General features: G+C 36.5%; 20 protein-coding genes. 8 read left to right on the top strand and 12 right to left on the bottom strand.

Annotated features, from left to right (window positions below; all coding sequences use genetic code 11):
- Nucleotides 1–94: 94 nt before the first annotated feature.
- Nucleotides 95–1,258, bottom strand: coding sequence for an MFS transporter (locus tag JFU18_RS16265; protein WP_085312873.1), 1,164 nt, complete (start codon nucleotides 1,256–1,258; stop codon nucleotides 95–97).
- Between the two features lie 5 nt (nucleotides 1,259–1,263).
- Nucleotides 1,264–1,671 (bottom strand): MerR family transcriptional regulator, encoded by a 408-nt coding sequence (locus JFU18_RS16260; RefSeq protein WP_002034923.1) that lies wholly within the window; start codon nucleotides 1,669–1,671, stop codon nucleotides 1,264–1,266.
- 150 nt (nucleotides 1,672–1,821) lie between these two features.
- Here JFU18_RS16260 and JFU18_RS16255 point away from each other — a divergent pair, with 150 nt between their 5' ends.
- Both JFU18_RS16255 and JFU18_RS16250 read left to right on the top strand, forming a co-directional pair.
- Entirely contained in the window at nucleotides 1,822–2,547 is a 726-nt protein-coding gene (locus tag JFU18_RS16255; RefSeq protein WP_061673825.1) for a glycerophosphodiester phosphodiesterase, read from the top strand.
- Between the two features lie 100 nt (nucleotides 2,548–2,647).
- The gene (locus JFU18_RS16250; protein WP_088040486.1) at nucleotides 2,648–4,699 is read left to right on the top strand and encodes a transglycosylase domain-containing protein; all 2,052 of its coding nucleotides are present in this window, start codon (nucleotides 2,648–2,650) and stop codon (nucleotides 4,697–4,699) included.
- A gap of 123 nt (nucleotides 4,700–4,822) precedes the next feature.
- On the opposite strand, the gene JFU18_RS16245 is transcribed toward JFU18_RS16250, so the two are convergent.
- Nucleotides 4,823–5,332: a YwhD family protein gene (locus JFU18_RS16245; protein WP_137057899.1), complete on the bottom strand. Its 510-nt coding sequence runs from the start codon at nucleotides 5,330–5,332 to the stop codon at nucleotides 4,823–4,825.
- A 25-nt stretch (nucleotides 5,333–5,357) separates the two neighbouring features.
- Nucleotides 5,358–6,032: a site-2 protease family protein gene (locus JFU18_RS16240; protein WP_201034562.1), complete on the bottom strand. Its 675-nt coding sequence runs from the start codon at nucleotides 6,030–6,032 to the stop codon at nucleotides 5,358–5,360.
- Nucleotides 6,033–6,144: 112 nt separating this feature from the next.
- Between JFU18_RS16240 and JFU18_RS16235 the strand changes: the two genes are divergently transcribed.
- Entirely contained in the window at nucleotides 6,145–6,330 is a 186-nt protein-coding gene (locus JFU18_RS16235) for a 2-hydroxymuconate tautomerase (RefSeq protein WP_001147171.1), read from the top strand.
- A 39-nt stretch (nucleotides 6,331–6,369) separates the two neighbouring features.
- Here the strand turns inward: JFU18_RS16235 and JFU18_RS16230 are convergent, their stop codons facing one another.
- The 6 genes from JFU18_RS16230 to JFU18_RS16205 all read right to left on the bottom strand — a co-directional run bounded on the left by JFU18_RS16230 (nucleotide 6,370) and on the right by JFU18_RS16205 (nucleotide 12,318).
- Nucleotides 6,370–7,674, bottom strand: coding sequence for an HD domain-containing protein (locus tag JFU18_RS16230; RefSeq protein ID WP_002143908.1), 1,305 nt, complete (start codon nucleotides 7,672–7,674; stop codon nucleotides 6,370–6,372).
- Between the two features lie 145 nt (nucleotides 7,675–7,819).
- Nucleotides 7,820–8,758, bottom strand: coding sequence for an ABC transporter substrate-binding protein (locus JFU18_RS16225; protein ID WP_002138981.1), 939 nt, complete (start codon nucleotides 8,756–8,758; stop codon nucleotides 7,820–7,822).
- A 201-nt stretch (nucleotides 8,759–8,959) separates the two neighbouring features.
- Nucleotides 8,960–9,772, bottom strand: a complete 813-nt coding sequence (locus tag JFU18_RS16220) for an ABC transporter ATP-binding protein (protein ID WP_000212073.1) — start codon at nucleotides 9,770–9,772, stop codon at nucleotides 8,960–8,962.
- A 15-nt stretch (nucleotides 9,773–9,787) separates the two neighbouring features.
- Nucleotides 9,788–10,804 (bottom strand): FecCD family ABC transporter permease, encoded by a 1,017-nt coding sequence (locus JFU18_RS16215; protein ID WP_201032190.1) that lies wholly within the window; start codon nucleotides 10,802–10,804, stop codon nucleotides 9,788–9,790.
- Complete coding sequence (locus JFU18_RS16210) at nucleotides 10,801–11,856, bottom strand: FecCD family ABC transporter permease (protein WP_201032191.1); 1,056 nt, start codon at nucleotides 11,854–11,856, stop codon at nucleotides 10,801–10,803. Before JFU18_RS16210 ends, JFU18_RS16215 begins: the two co-directional genes overlap by 4 nt.
- Nucleotides 11,857–12,093: 237 nt before the next feature.
- Entirely contained in the window at nucleotides 12,094–12,318 is a 225-nt protein-coding gene (locus tag JFU18_RS16205) for a YuzB family protein (protein WP_000526075.1), read from the bottom strand.
- Between the two features lie 289 nt (nucleotides 12,319–12,607).
- On the opposite strand from JFU18_RS16205, the gene JFU18_RS16200 reads away from it, so the two are divergent.
- Both JFU18_RS16200 and lipL read left to right on the top strand, forming a co-directional pair.
- Nucleotides 12,608–13,303, top strand: coding sequence for an RsfA family transcriptional regulator (locus JFU18_RS16200; RefSeq protein ID WP_002016365.1), 696 nt, complete (start codon nucleotides 12,608–12,610; stop codon nucleotides 13,301–13,303).
- Between the two features lie 127 nt (nucleotides 13,304–13,430).
- Nucleotides 13,431–14,276: an octanoyl-[GcvH]:protein N-octanoyltransferase gene (gene lipL, locus JFU18_RS16195; RefSeq protein WP_201032192.1), complete on the top strand. Its 846-nt coding sequence runs from the start codon at nucleotides 13,431–13,433 to the stop codon at nucleotides 14,274–14,276.
- A gap of 40 nt (nucleotides 14,277–14,316) precedes the next feature.
- Here lipL and JFU18_RS16190 read toward each other — a convergent pair whose 3' ends face one another.
- Together JFU18_RS16190 and pta are read right to left on the bottom strand one after the other, a co-directional pair.
- Nucleotides 14,317–14,733: a hypothetical protein gene (locus JFU18_RS16190; RefSeq protein WP_201032193.1), complete on the bottom strand. Its 417-nt coding sequence runs from the start codon at nucleotides 14,731–14,733 to the stop codon at nucleotides 14,317–14,319.
- A 142-nt stretch (nucleotides 14,734–14,875) separates the two neighbouring features.
- Entirely contained in the window at nucleotides 14,876–15,847 is a 972-nt protein-coding gene (gene pta / locus JFU18_RS16185) for a phosphate acetyltransferase (protein WP_002016367.1), read from the bottom strand.
- Nucleotides 15,848–16,124: 277 nt separating this feature from the next.
- On the opposite strand from pta, the gene hemQ reads away from it, so the two are divergent.
- The 3 genes from hemQ to cwlJ all read left to right on the top strand — a co-directional run bounded on the left by hemQ (nucleotide 16,125) and on the right by cwlJ (nucleotide 18,939).
- Entirely contained in the window at nucleotides 16,125–16,868 is a 744-nt protein-coding gene (hemQ, locus tag JFU18_RS16180; protein WP_002068598.1) for a hydrogen peroxide-dependent heme synthase, read from the top strand.
- 195 nt (nucleotides 16,869–17,063) lie between these two features.
- Nucleotides 17,064–18,341, top strand: a complete 1,278-nt coding sequence (locus tag JFU18_RS16175; protein WP_201032195.1) for a serine hydrolase — start codon at nucleotides 17,064–17,066, stop codon at nucleotides 18,339–18,341.
- Nucleotides 18,342–18,516: 175 nt separating this feature from the next.
- Nucleotides 18,517–18,939 (top strand): cell wall hydrolase CwlJ, encoded by a 423-nt coding sequence (gene cwlJ, locus JFU18_RS16170; protein WP_000538158.1) that lies wholly within the window; start codon nucleotides 18,517–18,519, stop codon nucleotides 18,937–18,939.
- Nucleotides 18,940–18,966 lie beyond the last annotated feature (27 nt).

Genomic DNA, 18,966 nt, shown 5'->3' with positions numbered 1-18,966 from the left:
AAAAGTACAAAAATACCGAAAATATATTTTAGTCAGAGGGTTCTAACATATATGTGAAAAGGGATTGCTCTGTAATAGGAAAGAAAACCCTTTCTTAAGAAAGGGTTTTTGTCTCTATTTCTACCGGTTTACGAATCGGAATTAAGATCATTACGCAACCAACTAACACAACAATTCCACCGACTAAAAACGGACTTTGTGGTGAAACTGTATGACCGATGACTCCTGATAAAATTGGAGCAATCGCGCCTCCTAACCAACGAACGAAGTTATAAACACCTGATGTAACAGATCTTTCACAAGGTGAAATATCCATTACATAACTTGTAAATAACGCGTTATTTAAGCCTGATGCTAATCCTGATAGAACGATTAACACGATTTGTAACCACATGATTTTAACGAAGAATAGTGCAATTAAGAAAATCGCAAATACAAGTAAACTACCTTTTAACAATGTTTTTGGTTCATATTTACCTTCTAGCTTATGCGCTAAAATTGCTGATCCGTAAGCTAATGCTAATCCCCATCCGCAAAATACAAATCCTAATTGAATAGCAGATAAATGCATAATAAGTGGTGAATATGCTAACACGACGAAAAATCCGTAGTAGTATAACATTCCCGAAATAGCACCTTGCATAAACGGTTTATACTTCACCAGGTTAAGTAATTCTCCTACGCCTGCCGCTTTACGCTTCACTTTTCGCTCCGGTTCTTTTACAAAAAAGAAAACTAAAATAAATGCTAAGAAAATTAAAATACTCGTCGCAAAAAATGGGTAACGCCAAGAATATCCACCTAATATACCGCCTAATAAAGGTCCACCTGCCATCCCTAAACCGATAGCTGCTTCATATAATCCTACTGCTTCATGAACTTCTTTACTTAATGCAATTAATAATGTCATCGCCGTTGCGAAGAACATCGCATTTCCTAATCCCCACCCCGCGCGGAAAAGAGATAATTGAGCAATCGTTTGCGATATACCACATATAAATGCAAATACAGTTACAATCGCAAGACCGATCGTCATCATTCGTTTATCACCAAATCTTGATGCGAATATTCCAGCTGGTAACATCATAATTGCCATCGTTAAAATATAAGCTGTAAATAACATCTCGACTTGCCAATGCGAAGCACCAATTTGTTCAGCAATACTTGGTAAAATTGGGTCGACTACTCCTATACCTGAAAAGGCAAGGAAGGTAGCCACCACTGTAATCAATCTCCCTAATTTTTGTTTGCTCTCCATTTTGATTACTCTCCTTTTGTATTCTCTAAAAATGTAACTGCACGGCTTAAACTATCCTCTAGCTCTGCCTTAACACGCTGCATTTGCTCCATTTTTCCGTCTAACGTTTGCACTTGTTTTTCAAGCATCTCTTTAATTTCTTGAATCACTTCACGGTCACGCGGATTCTCACTATTTCTTCTTTGTTCCATTCTTTCTTTTAACGATAAGAAATGTTGCATTTCCTGAAGCGTAATTCCTAGTACTTCTTTCGCTTCCACAATCCTTTTAATTCTCGCAATGTCCTCGTCTGTATACAGGCGAATGTTCCCTTCACTGCGTTCTGGGGGATGAATTAAACCAATTTCCTCATAATAACGAAGTGTACGCTTTGTTAAACCAACTTGCTTTGTTACTTCATCAATTTTATACATGTGTATTCCTCCCTTCACCGATTATTACATTTTACGTTAACGTTAACTTTTGTGCAACTGTTATACTTTTGTAAATGTTTGTCATATGAATTGTATTTTTCTCAAAGCAGTTTCATAATGAAAGAAAAGAGATGATAAGGAGATTTCCACATGAATAAACCACTTATTTTCGCTCATCGCGGGGTAAAAGGAACACACCCAGAAAATACGATGATTGCCTTCCAAGAGGCTGAACGCATTAGTGCTCACGGAATTGAACTTGATGTTCATCTATCAAAAGATGGTGAACTAGTTGTTATTCATGATGAAACGGTGGACCGCACAACAAATGGCGTGGGACTTGTTTCTGAGAAAACTGTAGAGGAATTACAAGCTTTAGATGCTGGTAGCCATAAAGATCCTTCTTTCCATGAGGCGAAAATCCCAACATTACGAGAAGTATTTATTTGGCTCTCTACAACAAATTTACAACTTAACATTGAATTAAAAACAGATGTTCTTCATTATCCAAATATTGAAGAAAAAGTTGTTGCTCTTGTTCGTGAATATCATCTATCCAATCAAATTGTATTTTCATCATTTAACCACGATTCCGTTTCATTATTAGCAGAAATTGCTCCAGAAATTCCAAGAGCGATTTTGTACGATACACCACTTGCAGATCCTATTGCTGAAGCAAAAAAACATGGGGCAACTGGATTACATCCAAACTTTCAATTATTAACGAAAGAGTTTGTCCAATTAGCACAGGGGCAAGGATACGTTTTTCGTCCTTACACTATTAATGAATATAAAGATTTACAAACTATGATTGACTATGGTGTAGATGTCATCATTACCGATTGGCCAGCACGTGCCTTTGAGCTCCTTTCTTAATTGAAGGGGCTTTTTTGTTTTCAAAATTTCATTGTTTAAAATAAACGAAAACCCTCAATACTAATACAATAATGCTTGTATTAATGAGGGGCTGAAAAAGATGGATCAAACTATGAATCCAAAACTTAAAAAATATAAACGTCTTTTCTTCACCGTAATGTTTTCTTGTGTTCTTTTTTTCGTTTTTTCCTTTTTTATTATCATTATAGCTGCAAAAATTATGGGGCCTCCCCCTGTTGCAGTGCCGCAAACGAGTGTCTTTTACGCTAATGATGACACTGTTATAGGACAAAGTAATGAAACACAAAAGCGCTATAATGTATCTCTTGATGAAATTTCTCCTTATGTAAAAGAGGCAACACTATCTATTGAAGATCAACGATTCTACAAACATCATGGATTTGATATAAAGCGCATTGTTGGTGCCATTGTTGCCGATTTAAAAGCAATGGCAAAAGTACAAGGTGCTAGTACTATTACACAACAGTATGCTCGTAACCTATACTTAGATCATGATAAAACGTGGAAGCGTAAACTATTAGAGGCAATGTATACCGTTCGCCTTGAAGTGAACTATAATAAAAATCATATTTTAGAAGGATATTTAAATACAATTTATTACGGGCATGGTGCTTACGGAATCGAAGCTGCTTCTCGCCTGTATTTCGATAAAACTGCAAAAGAATTAACATTAGCAGAAGCTAGTATGCTCGCAGGCATTCCGAAAGGACCTAGCTTTTACTCTCCCTTTTTAAAAGAGGAGCGTGCTAAAGGGCGTCAATCTCTCATACTAGATGAAATGGTAGAACAAGGTTATATTACAAAACAGCAAGCTGCCTCGGCAAAAAAGGAACCGCTAACTTTCGCCTCATTAGATACGAAAAAAGTGGCAGAGGTCGCGCCTTATTTCCAAGATGCTGTACAAGCTTCTCTTCTTCGTGATATCGGATTAGATGAGCAAGCCTTACAGCGAGGCGGCTTACGTATTTATACAACGCTAGACCCTAAATTACAATCTGTAGCAGAGCAAGCTGTAAAAAATCATATACCTGAAACAACAAACATCCAAACTGCCCTCGTCTCTATGAATCCAAAAACGGGTGAAGTGGCTGCCCTTGTTGGTGGAACTGATTATAATACGAGTCAATTTAACAGAGCTACACAAGCCACTCGTCAGCCCGGCTCTACATTTAAGCCATTCCTATATTACGCAGCCTTAGAACGAGGATTCACCCCTGCTACGCGCTTAAAAAGCGAATACACTGTATTCACTTTAGGTGACGGTGTTTCCAAATATAAACCGAAAAATTATAAAAACTATTATGCAGACGACTTTGTGACAATGGCACAAGCACTCGCTGTTTCTGATAACGTATATGCTGTGAAGACAAATCTATTTTTAGGCGAAGACATTCTTACAAAAACAGCGAAGCAATTCGGTATTACTAGCGCATTAAAAGATGTTCCGTCTCTTGCTCTCGGCACATCTCCTGTAAAACCAATTGAAATGGTCAATGCTTATAGCATGTTTGCAAACGGCGGGAAAGAAGTAAAACCAATCTTTATAAGGCGCATCGTTGATCATGAAGGAAATATGCTATACGATGCTCATTTAGAAAGTAAACAAGTTCTAGATAAAAGCAAAGCCTTTGTGATGGAAGAAATGATGGCAGGTATGTTTAATAAAAAACTAAGCAGTTATGCCGCTGTGACCGGTCAATCGATGTTATCAAAACTATCAAGAACATATGCTGGAAAGTCTGGTTCTACAGAAACTGATAGTTGGATGATTGGATTTACCCCACAACTTGTAACAGGGGTTTGGATTGGATACGATCAACCTAAATCCATTTCAAACGTAGCAGAACAAGGATACGCAAAAAAAATATGGACCGATACAATGGAAAAAGGATTAGATGGACAGCCTAAACAAGAGTTCAAACAACCAGCAGATGTTGTTGCAGTCGATGTTAATCCTGAAAACGGTAAGATTGCTACAAAAAATTGTCCCATTTCTGTGAAAATGTATTTCGCAAAAGGTACAGAGCCAACAGAGTATTGTATGGATCACGTTGATGATAAGGAAGAGTTCGAAAAGGTTAGTGAAGAGAAGAAAAAGACGGGTTGGTGGAAGAAATATCTCCCGTGGTAAGAAAGAATGCTATTGATATTCCTTGTCGAATCGCTGATATATTTTCATATCCCATGGTCCTATTCACAAAATAAAAAGGATGCCTCACTAGTCAAAAATCGACTAATGAGGCATCCTTTTCGTTTATTCACCTAATAATGCACGGCGCAATTCTTCACTAGATTCGTTCCAAATTGCTTCATTATGCTCTTTTAAGAATGTACCAAGTACTTTTTTAGATGATTCATCCATATGATCAATCATGATGTAACGCTTTAGTGATTTATCCATTTTGTTTACATGCTCTGGAAGTGATTTATATCCGCGGCGAATTTCACGATCAACTGTCATTTCGCAAGCAGTTACACCTGCGTAATATGCACCGTTTGGTGTTCTTTCAATTGTTACCCAAACAAGCCAAAATGGTTTTCCGTTTGGGACTTCATCTTTATTTGTTAAAAATTTAATACCTTTTTCTACTGTACTACGCGCATGCATCGCACCGATATCAACGAACGCAGTTTTCTCTAGTACATCAACAAATACAGGAGAAATATTTTCTAGGCTTAATGCCCCAACGCCAAAACCACCATGTCCATCTGTTGAGTCATTCTTCACGATATTAAAACCGATTTTTTTCTTTTTCTCTGTCATATGTAAACTCCTCCTCGCTTAATGATTAAAAAAGCCTGAAAATAGGCGCAATGATATTTTGTAAAAATACTAATACATATGGAATAACAACATTGAAAATAGGTTGAATTGTGTAATTGCTAAGCGGTGTAATAACAAGAATTAATAACGCAATTGATCCATACTTTTCATACTGTGTCATTTTCGCACGAATATTTGCTGGTGCTAAATCTTCCACAACGCGATAACCATCAAGTGGCGGGATTGGTAATAAATTAAATACAAGTAAAACAATATTAAGCATAATAAAAATCTGGAAGAATTGATCCAGCGTATCTGCTACTGCAAGTGGCATCGCATCTAACACACCAAATGTTATTAAGCTATACCAAATAATTAAACCAATTGCACTTAAGATAAGATTACTTATCGGTCCCGCAATAGAAACTAATATTCCTGCAAGACGCGGTCTTTTAAAGTTATATGGGTTAACAGGCACGGGTCTTGCCCAACCAAATCCAAGAATTAATACAGCAATCATACCGATAGGATCTAAATGAGCCATCGGTGATAACGTTAAACGTCCTTGCTTTTTCGCTGTATCGTCTCCAAATTTATATGCAACATACGCATGTGCAAATTCATGCACAGATAGCGCAATAATAATTGCCATTGCTACCAATGGAATTTGGTGCAACGGGTATCTAAATAACTGATCCATAACTCATCTCCTCTTCCATATGTCAAAAAAAGAAATTATTTGTTTTTCCGATTGTTCTTCCTCATAATCCGCTATAATAAGAGTGTAACTTACATAAAAGGAGCGATTATACATGCCATACGTAACAGTGAAAATGCTAGAAGGACGCACAGAAGAACAAAAGAAAGCTCTTGCTGAGAAAGTAACAGCAGCAGTAAGCGAAACAACTGGTGCTCCTGAAGAAAACATCGTTGTTTTCATCGAAGAAATGTCTAAAAACCATTATGCAGTTGGCGGAAAACGCTTAAGCGACAAATAATTTCAAGTTTTTTCATAAGAAGCAGCTCTTAGCTGCTTCTTATTTCTTTCCTTCTAACAACTCGATGATTCTCTCTTTATATTTTCCTTTTCTTCCATCTTCATAGATTAAATCATGCGGATAAAATAGCTTTTGATCCGTTCGCTTCTTACCTGTAATCGCCTCAACAATATCCGATTCACGCGAAAGCTCTCTAAGTTCCCCGTTCGGCATAAGAAGTAAGATTGGCAGACGCTCTTCTTCTTCTCCTGCGCGGTAAAAGTCATACGGTAAATCCGATGTTGAATCCACAACTAAGTAATACTCTGGATCGAGTCCAATCTTTTTAAATAAGCTACTTAGTTCCATCCAATTATCTAAACCGTGCTTATCTGTAAACTCTACATATTTAAATAGATTTCGATTCATAAAACGGCGGCATAAGTCACTTAAAATCGGATCTTCTTCATCTTGCCATACTTGGAAGTAATAATACATTACGTTCTCGTCTAACTTTAAATAATCCTCTACTGTCACTTCTTCTTCAAATAAAGAATAGAAATGAACAGGATGATTTTTAAACGCATAATACTTCTCATGCAACGATTTAGCTCGGTGTAAAATCTTCGTTAAAATTACTTCTGCACTACGTGTTACCGGATGAAAATATACTTGCCAATACATTTGATAACGGCTCATAATATAATGCTCTACAGCATGCATACCACTATTTTTAATGACAACTTGATTACCGTACGGGCGCATGACACGCAGTATACGTTCCATATCAAAGTTCCCATACTTTACACCAGTAAAATATGCATCTCTTAATAAATAATCCATACGATCGGCATCAATTTGGCTCGAAATCATACTAATCGCTAATTTATTAGTAGATGTTTTCGCAATTACATCTGCTACCTTTTGCGGGAAATCCTTATCAACACGGCTTAACACACGATTAATTTCCGTATCACCAACGATAATCTTTTGCGTAAATTTCTCATGATCTAACGAAAATACTTTTTCAAACGAGTGAGAAAATGGGCCGTGACCGACATCATGAAGTAATGACGCACATAAACATAACAATCTATCTTCAGCATTCCAGTTCGGTCTGCCATCAAACACATCATCAATCATACGACGAATAATTTCATATACACCTAACGAATGAGTAAAGCGACTATGCTCTGCACCGTGAAATGTAAAAAATGTCGTACCAAGCTGCTTAATACGGCGCAAGCGTTGAAATTCTTTCGTTCCGATTAAATCCCAAATAACGCGATCACGCACGTGTACATATTTATGTACTGGGTCTTTAAACACTTTTGTTTCGCTGAGTTTGTCGTTTAAATATACCACTTTCCGACACCCCCCTTTCTTTACTGCATTCTTACTATATATTATAAACGATATAGGAAACAGAAAGAAATGAAAGACTATATTAATTCCTATTATATAAAGAAAAATCACCTTTACCAAAGCAAAGGTGATTTTTCTTTATATATTATTTTCCTAAAATGAACTCAGTAACTTCGTCTAGGATCATTTCTTTACCTAGTGGGAAGTATCCTTTGTTTACATCTTCATTACTGATTGTAAATACATGGTTGTTTTTAACAGCGTTCATATTTTTCCAAATTGATTCTTCTTGGAATTCTTTTAGACGCTGAGAACCGTCACCAGTTGTAAATACGAATAAGTAATCTGGGTTGTAATCAATTAAAGCTTCTTTTTGTATTTGTACTAACGGTTTATCAGTTGGTGTACCTTTAACTGCTGGTAATTTTAAATCACCAAAGATTACGCTACCGTAACCGTAGTCACCGTATACACGGAATGCATTTGGATATGCAGCCATTTTCATGAATGTTGCATCGCCAGTTTTAGCAACGATTTTATCATGTAATTTGCTTGCTTTTTCATCATACTTTTTGAACCATTCTTTTGTTTCTTTCTCTTTACCGAAGATTTGACCTACTTCTTCGAATTTTGGACGCCATTGGTCTAATGGAGTCTTTAACATAACTGTTGGTGCAATTTTAGATAATTGATCATAAATCTTTTCTTGACGATTGTTTACAATAATTAAATCTGGTTTTGCAGCAGCCACTGCTTCGATGTTAATTTTATCGCCCCACGCAGAACCAACCGGTTTTACATCTTTCAATTTCTTCTCAATATGTGAATCAATTTTTTCTTGTGTTGTATTTGCAGTAATAATCGGTTTCATACCGAAAATTAATAATTCTTCTGTTGAACCACTAAGGTCAGCAATTTTCTTTGGATTTGCAGGAATTTTAATTTCCCCTTTTGCGTGTTGTACAGTGCGCTCTTCAGTTTTCGCATCTGCTTTCTTTTCTTCTTCTTTGTTAGAACAAGCTGCAAATAGTACAGAAGTAACAACTAGTACCATTGCTAATAGTGCCATTTTAAAATTCTTCATATTCCGACTCCTTCTAGCTGTATTTCTCTTATAATTTGCATGTAACTATAAGAAACGAAACAACATTTAATTAATATATTTTTATTAATTGTTGTTTATAACCCGTTCTAACGGGCGTTCAACTTCCCATCCGTGGGTAAGAAGCTCAACGTCCATTAGAACTCCCCCTCTCACCTCTTTAAGAGGGGGAAATTCTATTAATTACGCTTTTTTACGCAATTGATTATTAATCATCGCTAAATCGTATGTTAAACAAATTGGTTTACAGTTTACTGGACATGGAACGATTTGAGCTTCGATTTCAAATACATTTCGAAGCGTTTCACTTGTCATAACTTCATCTGGCGTTCCTTGTTTCATTAACTTCCCAGCTTTTAATGCAATCATATGATCAGAGAAACGAGAAGCATGATTTAAATCGTGAATAACCATAACAATCGTTCTGCCTTCTTCTTTGTTTAACTTCTTCAGTAAGTTTAGTACCTCAAGTTGATGAGCCATATCTAAGTATGTTGTTGGTTCATCTAACACAAGTAAATCTGTGCCTTGTGCAAGAGCCATCGCAATCCATACACGTTGACGCTGACCACCTGATAAAGCTTCTGCTGGACGATTTGCGAATTCTGTCATCCCCGTCACTTCAAGTGCCCAATGAATGTAGCGATAATCCTCTTCTTTCAATGTTCCAAATCCTTTTTGATGAGGAAAACGTCCATATGAAACAAGTTCAAACACAGTAAGGCCTGTTGGCACTTCTGCAGTTTGTGGTAAAATCGCCATTTTCTTTGCGATTTCTTTCGTTGGCTGTTTCTCAATTGCTTTTCCATCAAGATAAACAGTACCTCGTTTTGCTTTCAAAATACGAGAAGCCGTTTTTAATAATGTGGATTTCCCACAACCATTTGGTCCAATAATCGTTGTAATTTGTCCTTCCGGAATTTCAACTGTTAATCCATCTATAATTAACCCTTCATTATACCCAACAGATACCGCATCAACTGCTAAAGTTGCCATACAAAAAGCCTCCCTTTATTTTGTCCTCATAAGTAAATATATGAAATATGGTGCACCAATTACAGAAATAACAAGACCGACCGGTATTTCTGAAGTTGGTAACACACTTCTTGAAATTACATCTGCAAATAAAAGCAAGAACGTTCCTATTAATGCAGCCGTTGGTAACATAATTTGATGTTTACCACCAACGAGGCTTCTCGCTAAATGCGGAGCCATTAAACCGATAAAACCAATACCGCCCGCAACAGCGACAGATGCACCAGCTAAACAAACTGCAATAAATAATAATTTACGTCTTTCCTTTTCTACGTTTACACCAAGACCAACTGCTGTAGAGTCGCCTAAATTCATTACATTTAATATGTGCGCTTTACTAATGGCAAGTGGTAAGAAAATAACCATCCATGGGAGTACACTTAGTACGAACTTCCAATCTGTTCCCCATAAACTTCCTGCCAACCAAATCGTTGCAAAACGGAAGTCGTTCGATGTCATCTTCATAGAAAAAATTAAACTAACAGCACCAAATCCGGCTGCAACAGCGATACCAACAAGAATTAATCGAGTGGATGAAACGCCGTCTTTCCATGCTAGTAAATAAATAATAACCGCTGCTAATATCGCACCAACTAGCGCAAAGAATGGAAGGATAAATACAGATAAAAATGTACCTGTTCCAACTTTTCCAAAGAAAAAGTAGACGAATACAACAACTGTTAATCCCGCTCCAGCGTTAATACCTATAATACCTGGATCAGCAAGTGGATTTCGTGATAACCCTTGCAAAATTGCACCTGACATAGCTAATGCAGAACCAACTAATATAGCAATAACCATACGTGGCATACGAAATTCAAATAAAATAACAGATTGATCTTCTGCACCTAATCCAACCAATGACTTTAATACATCTATTGGAGGAATTTTAAATGTTCCTGTATTTAAACTTATTAAAAATATAGCAACAATTAATCCTACTAAAATCGTTAAAATAGAAACGTTCTTTTTTGTTAAGACGCTCGTCCTCACATCTTTCCTCTCCCTTCATTACGTGCTAAGTAGAGGAAGAATGGCACCCCAATTAGCGCTGTAATTGCTCCAATTGGCGTTTCAAATGGTGGATTAATAATGCGAGATAACATATCTGCACATTCAATTAGCAATCCACCTAAGACCGCAGAACATGGAATAACCCATCTATAATCTGAGCCTACAAGGAAACGAGTCATATGCGGAATTACAAGTCCAACAAATCCAACTGATCCTGCCATAGAAACCGCAGAACCTGTTAATACAAGAACAAGTACTGTTCCGATAAATTTAATTAATGTCGTATTTTGACCAAGTCCAATCGCAATTTCTTCACCAAAGCTTAAAATTGTGATATATCTCGACATCATAATTGCTATAACGAGACAAACAAGACCAATCGGTACTAACATATTAATACTTTGCCATTTCACTCCGGCAACACCGCCTGCATTCCACATACTTACCTCTTGGGCAAGGTTGAAATACAATGCAATTCCAGATGAAATTGCCCCTAATAAAGCACTAATTGCTGCACCTGCTAAAGCTAATTTCACAGGCGTTAATCCACCTGGTGAAGAAGACCCAATACCATATACAATGCTCGCTCCAAACGCAGCTCCAATAAAAGATGCAATAACAAACATTAAATAAGGTGAATTAGGGAAAAATGCATACATAATTGCAATTCCGAATACAGCACCATCTGTAATCCCCATTAACGATGGAGATGCAAGTGGATTTCGTGTCATACCTTGCATAATTGCACCTGATACCGCTAAAAAAGCACCTGCAACTACGCCCCCTATTGCTCTAGGCATGCGAAGTTCTTGAATTACGTTATGATGCGTGATAGACCCATCAAACTGAAATACAGCTTGCCAAACGGTATTTAAACTAATATCTGCTGCACCAAACGAAATAGAAACTGCCATGCTTAAAGCTAACAAAATTGTACCTGCTATTAAAATAATAGAAGCAACGAGCGGTCTGCTCTTAATCTCTTTAACATTCACATCTTGCTGTTCTATACTCCTTGCGCTCGCTTCCATCCCTCAACCATCCTAACCAACAACATATATTTAATAAAATGAAATTTATTCTCAAATAATAATAAAAAAATTAGGTGAATTGACCTTTTTCATGATAATGATTATCAGAATCAGACACTTTCTATTCTACCTACCACGTCAAAAGACTGTCAACCATTATTTTGAAATACGAATTCATACAAAACGCTATCTCATAGGCATAAAAAAAGAAGAGTAATCTGTTCACTCTTCTTTTTCTTACTTATTTAACTTTGCTTCAATTTTTACAATTAATTCGTCTTCTGTTGGAGCCGCAACTGGACGATTATTTACAAACGCGAATGATTTTTTACGACCAGGGCCACAGTAAGACTGACATGCAACCTCAATCGTTGCACATGAATCTACTTTTTTTAACTTCGGAATCAGCGTTTTAACGTTCGTCGCCTGACAATCATCACACACACGAAATTCGTTTCCCATTATATATAACACTTCCTCTATTTTAAACTTTTCACAAGTACATTTAAAAATAAACACTAAATGGTATTTTACCGCTCTTTGAAGCTTGTTGCAAGTCTCCGGGCGTAGCTCTATTCCTATATAAAGCTACCTATTTTTTATATTTTCTCCTTCAAAAGCTTTCATCATTCATAGCCACATTTCTTCTCTTCATTGAAATCTACCATATTTTTAAAAGCTTTGTATAAAAGCTCATTTTTTTGCCCATTATAAAAATAGGAAGTTCATAAAAAGAAAGGGAGTTGAATCTATGAAAGTAAGACAAGATGCTTGGACAGACGAGGACGATTTATTACTTGCTGAAACGGTGCTTCGCCATGTTCGAGAAGGAAGTACTCAATTAAATGCTTTTGAAGAAGTAGGAGATCAGTTAAATCGCACATCTGCTGCTTGTGGTTTCCGCTGGAATGCTGTTGTTCGCTATAGCTATGAACAAGCTCTTCAACTAGCAAAAAAACATCGTAAAGATAAAATGCGTGCTGCGGGCGGTGAACAGACAAAAAAACGTTTGCTTTACACACCACCAGCTTCAGCGGCGGCGATAACTGATTATGAAGAACACGTACCGTATGAAACAGCTGTTCAATATACAGAAGCTACTCCATATCAAAAGCCGACTGTCCCTGCTCCAAAAAGCTCAATAACAATGCAAGATGTTATTTACTTTTTACAAACAGTTGGATCTTCAAATATAAAAGTAACAGCTCTTGAAAACGAGAATACGAGATTGAAACAAGAAATTAAAACGCAAATCCTGCGAAATGAAGAACTAGAAAAGAAACTAGAAAAATTAGAACAACAATCTCATACTGTACAAGAGGATTACGAAACACTAATGAATATTATGAACCGTGCTCGTAAATTAGCAGTAATGGATGATGAGGAACGCTCACAAACATCTTTCCGCATGGATCGAAACGGTAACTTAGAAAAAATTGCAGAATAAAAAGGATGCATGCAATGCATCCTTTTTATTCTTTCACCTCTAAACTTCCCTTTATATATGAGAAAACCCCTTTCTACATTTTTTGCTATAATAGAGATTGTCATTTTAAAAATAAGGGGTTAGTTATATGAGCAATTCCCGTTCGATTTTATCTCAGCCAGAGTGGCGTATTGTAGATCAGTCTAGTTTAGGACCAACTTTCCATGCACTTCAGTCATTCGCAATGGATGACACGTTATGCACAAGTATTGGAAATGGTCTATCCGCTGCAACAATGCGCTCTTGGGTTCATCACAATACAATTGTTCTTGGCATTCAAGATTCACGCCTACCACATTTAGAAGAAGGTATTTCCTTTTTAAAAGAAAACGACTTCAATGTTATCGTTCGTAATTCTGGTGGACTTGCTGTCGTACTTGATGAAGGTGTTTTAAACGTATCACTTTTATTCCAAGAAACAGAAAAGGGTATTGATATCGACCTTGGATACGATACGATGTGGCATTTAATTAAGGAAATGTTAAAAGATTACGATGTTACTATCGAAGCAAAAGAAATTGTTGGTTCTTATTGTCCTGGTAGCTACGATTTGAGCATTCGCGATCAAAAATTTGCTGGTATTTCTCAGCGTCGTATTCGCGGAGGCGTTGCTGTACAAATTTACTTATGTGCGACAGGAAGCGGATCTGAGCGTGCCGCACTCGTTCGTGATTTTTACAACGTAGCAATTCAAGGCGAAGAAACAAAATTTACGTATCCTGAAATTGTACCGAGTACGATGGCTTCACTATCTGAATTACTTGGCGAAACAATTACAGTGCAAGATTTAATGATGCGCCTTTTAAAAACGTTGCAACAATTCGCGCCAAAGTTAACCTCATCTCAGCTAACAGTAGATGAAGTTCCTTTATATGAGACGAATTTACAACGTATTATTGACCGTAATAATAAGGCACTTGGCTTAGAGAAATAAAAACCGCCGCTATAGCGACGGTTTTTTTATATACATGCTTTTATTTTTTCACCACAACAAATTGCTTATCTTCTAAGAAAAATGTTTCTCCTAATTGTTCAATATATTTTTTCTTATTTAACTTAATGTGCTTGCCGAATTGAAGGTTTTTCAAATCAATTGTAATGTCTAGCTTATCATCTTTCTCATGTTCCTCTTCTCCATCTAAACAACTGTAGATTTCTATTTCTTCACCATCATTTAAATTGCTATTTATATAATGAAATAATACTTTCACACCTTCCCCCGGTCTCCCTAAATATCCATCCATTTCATAGACCCACATTTTATGAAAGTGTTTTTTGATCGGCTCATAGTACGTTTCTAATTTCACAATCGTTATAAAATCCCCTTCAATCATTCCGTAATCCCCTACTGGTAGTTCTTTATTTGCCGCAATAAATTGGTGTACTGTCACTTTCATCCCTCCCCCTATTATTAAAATTATATATATTCCTTAAAGATTTAAAACTACTTAAATTTTAAAGGATAAACAAAAAAGACCACCCTCATTTCAAAAGAAATAGGGTGGTCTTTTTTCATATTAATTCATTATAGAATTAAAGTGCTTGAGCTGCTGTAATTAAAGCTAACTTGTACACTTCTTCTTCGTTACATCCACGAGATAGATCATTTACAGGCATGTTTAAACCTTGTAAGATTGGTCCTACTGCTTCGAAGTTACCTAAGCGTTGAGCGATTTTGTAGCCGATATTACCAGCTTCTAAGCTTGGGAATACGAATACGTTAGCATCACCTTTAATTGTAGAACCTGGAGCTTTCTTCTCAGCTACAGATGGTACGAATGCAGCATCGAATTGGAATTCTCCATCTAAAGTTAATTCAGGAGCCATTTCTTTTGCAATGCGAGTTGCTTCTACAACTTTTTCTGTTTCTGGAGATTTCGCAGAACCTTTTGTAGAGAAGCTTAACATAGCAACGCGTGGGTCAATACCGAATAGTTCAGCAGTTTTCGCACTTTCGATACCAATTTCAGCTAAATCTTGGCTGTTTGGTGCAATGTTAATTGCGCAATCAGCGAATACATACTTCTCTTCTTCACGTACCATGATGAATACGCCTGAAGTTTTTGTAACGCCTGGTTTTGTTTTAATAATTTGAAGCGCTGGACGAACTGTATCCGCTGTAGAGTGAGCTGCACCACTTACTAAACCTTGTGCTTTGCCCATGTATACAAGCATTGTACCGAAGTAGTTTTCGTCTTTAAGAATTTTACGAGCATCTTCTTCTGTTGCTTTACCTTTACGGCGTTCAACGAACGATGCTACCATTGCATCCATCTCTTCGTATGTAGCTGGATCGTAAATATCAACACCTGCTAATGTTAAGTTCATGCTAGCAGCTTTTGCGCTAATTTCTTCTTTATTACCAACTAAAATTGGTTTTACTAACTCTTCTTTTGCTAAACGCTCTGCAGCGCCTAAAATTCTTTCATCAGTTCCTTCAGGAAGTACGATAGAAATGCCTTTTCCTTGAACTTTTTCTTTTACTGCTGTAAATAAATTGCTCACGAATAAACCCTCCTACAAATGTTAAAAACTCTACCTTTAAGAATACTTCTTTTCAGCTATATTTTAAACTTATAGCTCCCAAAAAATAGATAAAATGAAAATGATTATATTTTCATAAAATTCAGCCGAGAAAAAAAGCCTACTTAAGCCTTATTTTCTCCCGTTTTCCAGTAAATATAAATGTGACAGTTTTATGCACCGAAACTTTATTTAGATGTTTTTAATCCTATATATGCTATAGTTAACGTGTAAAATATCATTAACTGAGGTGAATAGAATGAGTGAAGCAACAACAACGTTAGATGGCTGGTATTGTTTACATGATTTACGTTCTATTGATTGGGCAGCATGGAAAACATTATCTAGTGACGAACGCGGACAAGCAGTGTCTGAATTTTTAAATGTCGTTGAAAAATGGAACGAAGTAGCTACTGCAAAAAAAGGCAGTCATGCAATGTATACAGTTGTTGGTCAAAAAGCAGATATTATGCTTATGATCTTACGTCCAACAATGGAAGAGTTAAATGAAATCGAAACAGAATTAAATAAAACAACATTAGCTGAATATTTAGTTCCTGCATATTCTTACGTATCTGTTGTTGAACTAAGCAACTATCTTCCAGCTGATGAAGACCCATACCAAAACCCACAAGTCTTAGCTCGCTTATATCCTGAGTTACCGAAAGCAAATCACATTTGCTTCTATCCAATGGATAAGCGTCGCCAAGGTAATGATAACTGGTATATGCTTCCTATGGATGAACGTAAGAAACTTATGTACAGCCATAGCAAAATCGGTCGCCAATACGCAGGGAAAGTACGCCAAGTAATTTCAGGATCAGTCGGATTCGACGATTTCGAGTGGGGCGTAACATTATTTGCTGACGATGTTCTTCAATTTAAGAAGCTTATATATGAAATGCGCTTCGATGAAGTAAGTGCTCGTTACGGTGAATTCGGTACATTCTTCGTTGGGAACATTTTACCAGACGAAAAAGTAGAGAAATTTTTACACATATAATAATGAAAAAGGAACGAATTTCGTTCCTTTTTTTATTATCCTCTATATTTACCCACAAAAAACTTCTTTTCTCTGCGAATTTGAACAAAAATCGACAAATTCTTTTCAATTTCCTTACAAAATTGTAACCTTTCTATATCCAAATTTATGCTAAAATGGTACGAGCTATATGCTAATAACGATGCGAAGGTGATAATGTATATGAAGAAAATCTTGTCTATTTTACTAGTGTCTCTATTGTCAATTTCTTCCTTAGGAGTAACAACATCCCATGCAGAAGAAAAAATACATATAGAGGCAGCTGCTGCACTGCTATTTGATGCGGATACAGGAAAAATACTGCATGAACAAAATCCAGATGAATTACTAGCTATCGCTAGTATGTCAAAATTAATTGTTATTTATGCCGTATTAGAAGCAATTAAAGAAGGAAAAATCACTTGGGATACGAAAGTAACTATTTCTGATTACGCTTATGAAGTTTCACGTAATAATGAATTCTCTAACGTGCCGTTCGAAAAAGGACGTCAATATACTGTAAGAGAATTATACCATTCTATCGTTATCTTCTCTGCAAATGGATCTAGCATTGCTTTAGCAGAATTACTTGCAGGAAGTGAAAAGAACTTCTTAAATCTCGCAAATGAACATGCGAAAAAACTAGGGTTAAAGAAATATAAATTTGTAAACGCTACTGGGTTAAATAACGCTGATTTAAAAGGAAAACATCCTGAAGGAACTGATCCGAATGGAGAAAACTCCATGTCAGCTCGCGATATGGGTATTCTTTCAAAAACAATTATTACAAAGTATCCAGAAATGCTAGAGGATACAAAACAAAGATTTAGAAACTTCCCAGATAATCATCCGAAACCAATTCGTATGGAAAACTGGAACTGGATGTTACCAGGTGCTGCTTTCGCTTATGAAGGAGCAGATGGTTTAAAAACAGGAAGTTCTGATACTGCTGGATATGGCTTCACTATTACAGCAACACGTGGTGATTTACGCCTCATTTCAGTTATTATTAAAACAAAATCAATGGATGAGCGTTTCACAGAATCTCGTGCATTAATTGAATATGGATTTAATAACTTCGAAAAACAGAAATTAAAAATAGATAAAAATAACAAAATTTCTGTAGTAAAAGGAAAAGAAGACTACGTAACAGTTGCACCAGAAAAAGAAGTGACAGTAGTTACTGCAAAAGGTAGCAAATCACCTTACAAAATTTCTACTGAAGCAGATAAATCACTTGCTGAAGATGGGCATTTAGTTGCTCCTATTAAGAAAGATGCAAAGGTAGGTTCAATCGTCTTAGAGCCAACTGATAAATATGGTTTCTTAGACGGAAATAAAAGTATAAAAGTTACTGCAAAAGCGACTGAAGAAGTAGAAAAAGCAAATTGGTTCGTATTAACAATGCGTTCAATTGGCGATTTCTTCTCAAACTTATGGTCTAAAGTATTTTAATGATGAAAAGCTAGCTCACGCTAGCTTTTTTTATTTTCCCCTCTAGATGTAAAACTTCGTTTGGTTGTCATATCTGCGTCCTTTTTCTCATACGTATGAACTAGTAATTGTTCCACACTTCATCTAGAAATGAACCTCTTTCTACAAGGCATTCCAAAAAGAGAGGTGACACATAATGGGTGTTATCGCGTATAACGAAGAAGATGTTAAGTTATTAGCTAGACTGATGCGTGCTGAAGCCGAAGGAGAAGGCCAACAAGGGATGTTAATGGTCGGAAACGTTGGGGTAAATCGTGTCCGCGGAAATTGTTTAGATTTCAAAAAAATACGTAATTTACGTCAAATGGTTTATCAAAATCCTGGTGGTTTTGAAGCAACTCAAAAAGGGTATTTTTATCAACGAGCGAGAGAACAAGATATTGCCTTAGCCCGCCGGACAATTCAGGGACAACGTTTTTGGCCCGCCAACTTCGCCTTATGGTTCTTTAGACCTGAAGGTCCCTGCCCACCAACTTGGTATGACCAACAAAATTCTGGTCGCTTTAAAAAACACTGCTTCTTCCAACCATCTGGTGGAGATTGTCCAGGCGTATATTAAGGAATGAAAATGAGGAGGGATTTTTGA

It is taken from the genome of Bacillus sp. TH22 (assembly GCF_016651015.1).
GTDB classification, from domain to species: Bacteria; Bacillota; Bacilli; order Bacillales; family Bacillaceae_G; genus Bacillus_A; species Bacillus_A mycoides.
Note: the sequence above shows the minus strand (reverse complement) of the source record. Positions and strands in the feature narration are given on the sequence as shown.